Origin of the sequence: Microbacterium sp. 13-71-7, from assembly GCF_002257455.1 — a bacterium.
Lineage (GTDB): Bacteria > Actinomycetota > Actinomycetes > Actinomycetales > Microbacteriaceae > Microbacterium.
Genome location: NZ_NCKN01000360.1, coordinates 1 through 2,630 on the forward strand (window position 1 = coordinate 1; position 2,630 = coordinate 2,630).

General features: G+C 70.8%; 3 protein-coding genes and 1 pseudogene. 3 read left to right on the forward strand and 1 reads right to left on the reverse strand.

The window, feature by feature from the left end:
• Positions 1 to 127: pseudogene (locus B7X32_RS20210) on the forward strand (cold-shock protein); the annotation flags it as partial.
• Positions 120 to 842, forward strand: a complete 723-nt coding sequence (locus tag B7X32_RS20215; RefSeq protein ID WP_292723858.1) for a DUF3027 domain-containing protein — start codon at positions 120 to 122, stop codon at positions 840 to 842. The pseudogene B7X32_RS20210 and the gene B7X32_RS20215, both read left to right, overlap by 8 nt.
• A gap of 90 nt (positions 843 to 932) precedes the next feature.
• Here B7X32_RS20215 and serC read toward each other — a convergent pair whose 3' ends face one another.
• Positions 933 to 2,048: a phosphoserine transaminase gene (gene serC / locus B7X32_RS20220; RefSeq protein ID WP_292723862.1), complete on the reverse strand. Its 1,116-nt coding sequence runs from the start codon at positions 2,046 to 2,048 to the stop codon at positions 933 to 935.
• Between the two features lie 193 nt (positions 2,049 to 2,241).
• On the opposite strand from serC, the gene B7X32_RS20225 reads away from it, so the two are divergent.
• On the forward strand, positions 2,242 to 2,630 hold a 389-nt coding region (locus tag B7X32_RS20225), incomplete at its 3' end, for a metal-dependent transcriptional regulator (RefSeq protein WP_292723865.1).

The window sequence follows — 2,630 nt, forward strand, 5'->3', positions numbered from 1 at the left end:
GGCCGACCTGCGGGGTCCCCTCGACGGCATCGGCGGCGACCTCCGCCGCGGTCGCTACCCCTCGTCGAGCCACGGCCGCAAGATCGCCGCGGTGCTGCGCAACGTGGCCGAGGACTTCGATGCCTGAGAGCGACATCACCGGCGCCGAGCCGGACGAGGCTGCGGCCGAGACGGTCGCACCCGCGGTCGAGGAGCGCTTCTCGAACGATGAGCCCGTGGCGATCCCGTTCGTGAGCGAGCGCCTGCTGGGCGCGCGCGATCTGGCGCTCGCGGCACTGCACGAGATCACTCCCGCTGCGTCCGTGGGGCCGGCCGCCGGCTATCTCCCCGAGGTCGACGGCGTCGTCTCGCTGCGCTTCGAGAACCGTCTCGGCGGCTACCCCGGCTGGTACTGGACGGTGTCCGTCGCCCAGGTCGGCGACGAGGAGCCCACCGTGCTGGAGGCCGAGCTGCTGCCGGGCGACGGCGCCCTGCTCGCGCCGGAGTGGGTGCCCTGGGCCGAGCGTCTCGCCGACTACCGCGCGCACCAGGCCGAGCTCGCCGCGTCTGCTCAGCACGACGCCGAGGCGAGCGGATCCGAGGAGCTTCCCTCCGATGGGCTCGAGGAGGGATCCGACGCCGACGACATCGACGACGAGGATCTCGATGAGGACGAGCTGGACGACGACGAGGACGATGCCGCGCCGCGTCTGCATGCGGGCGACCTCGACGGCGTGGACATCGACGAGCTCGACGATTCCGCCGACTCCGAGGATGAGGACGACGACTCGGACGACGAGGACGACTCGGATGACGAGGACGACTCGGACGACGATGAGGACGGCGACTCGGAAGAGGAGTGAGCATCCGCCTCCCGGGCAGCGCCCGGGAGGCGAGACGATACGAGAGAAGGCGCCCCCGGACGGAGGCGCCTTCTCTCGTATCCCGTGGGCTCAGGCGCCCTGGTGCTCCAGCACGTAGTCGATCGAGCGGATGAGCTGACGCACGTCGTCGGGCTCGATCGAGACGAACGTCGCGATGCGCAGCTGGTTGCGGCCGAGCTTGCGGTACGGCTCGGTGTCGACGATGCTGTTCGCGCGCAGCGTCTTGGCGACGGCCGCGGCGTCGACCGAATCGTCGAAGTCGATCGTCGCGACGACGGGGGAGCGGTCCGCGGGGTCTGCGACGAACGGAGTCGCCACGGCGCTCGCCTCCGCCCAGCGGTACAGCTCCTGGGAGGACTCGTTCGTGCGCGCGGCGGCCCAGGCGAGCCCGCCGTTGCCGTTGATCCACTGCAGCTGCGAGTCGAGCAGATGCAGCGTGGTCAGCGCCGGGGTGTTGAGCGTCTGCTCGAGGCGGGAGTTGTCGACCGCGTTCTTCAGACTGAGGAACTCGGGGATGTAGCGTCCGGACGCCGCGATCCGCTCGATCCGCTCCACCGCGGCGGGCGACACGGCGGCGAACCAGAGACCGCCGTCGGATCCGAGGTTCTTCTGCGGGGCGAAGTAGTAGACGTCGGTCTCGGTCACGTCGAAGTCGATCCCGCCGGCGGCGCTGGTCGCGTCGATCACGGTGAGTGCGCCGTCCGCGGCGACACGGCGGATCGGGGAGGCCACACCGGTCGAGGTCTCGTTGTGGGGCCAGGCGTAGACGTCCACGCCCTCGACGACCTCGGCCTCGGCGCGCGAACCGGGCTCGGCGGTGCGCACATCGGGCGCCTGCAGCCACGGCGCCGCCGCCGCCGCCTTCGCGAACTTTCCGCCGAACTCGCCCGAGACGAGGTTCTGTGCGCGGTTCTCGATGAGGCCGAACGCGGCCGCGTCCCAGAAAGCGGTGGATCCGCCGTTGCCGAGGATGATCTCGTAGCCCTCGGGGAGACGGAACAGGGCGGCGAGCTGCTCGCGGACGCTGCGGACGAGGTTCTTCACCGGCGCCTGGCGGTGCGAGGTGCCCAGCAGGCTCGACCCGACGGCGGCGAGGGCGCTCACCTGCTCGGGGCGGATCTTGGACGGGCCGCATCCGAAGCGGCCGTCGACGGGCAGAAGTTCGCGGGGAATCTCGATCGCCATGCACAGATTCTAGGTGTCGTCGAGGGGGCGCCCCTGCCCGTGTGACACCGTGCGACGGGCCGTGCGCGGACGCACGGCGATCCTGCGCTGCCGTGCACGCGATGCGCGCCGGGAGCAGAGCCGGCGCATATCCGCAGAAGGTAGGCTTGCCTAACAGCAGGCGCCCGCATCCGCGGCACGACAAGGGGGATCGATGGCAGATCTGATCGACACCACGGAGATGTACCTCCGCACCATCCTCGAACTCGAGGAGGAGAACATCGTCCCCCTGCGCGCCCGGATCTCCGAGCGCCTCGGGCACTCCGGTCCCACGGTGTCGCAGACGGTCGGCCGGATGGAGCGCGACGGCCTCGTCGTCGTCTCCGAGGACCGCCGCCTCGAGCTGACCGACGCCGGGCGCCGCAAGGCCGTGGACGTGATGCGCAAGCATCGTCTCGCCGAGCGCCTGCTGTCCGACGTGATCGGGCTGGACTGGGCCTACGTGCACGAGGAGGCCTGCCGCTGGGAGCACGTCATGAGCGAGCAGGTGGAGCGCCGCCTGGTCGAGCTGCTGGGGCACCCCACGGAGTCGCCGTACGGAAA

Bases quoted from the DNA above. Each gene is read 5' to 3' on its own strand.
- serC (WP_292723862.1), bottom strand. From the start codon at position 2,048: ATGGCGATCGAGATTCCCCGCGAACTTCTGCCCGTCGACGGCCGCTTC.
- B7X32_RS20215 (WP_292723858.1), top strand. From the start codon at position 120: ATGCCTGAGAGCGACATCACCGGCGCCGAGCCGGACGAGGCTGCGGCC.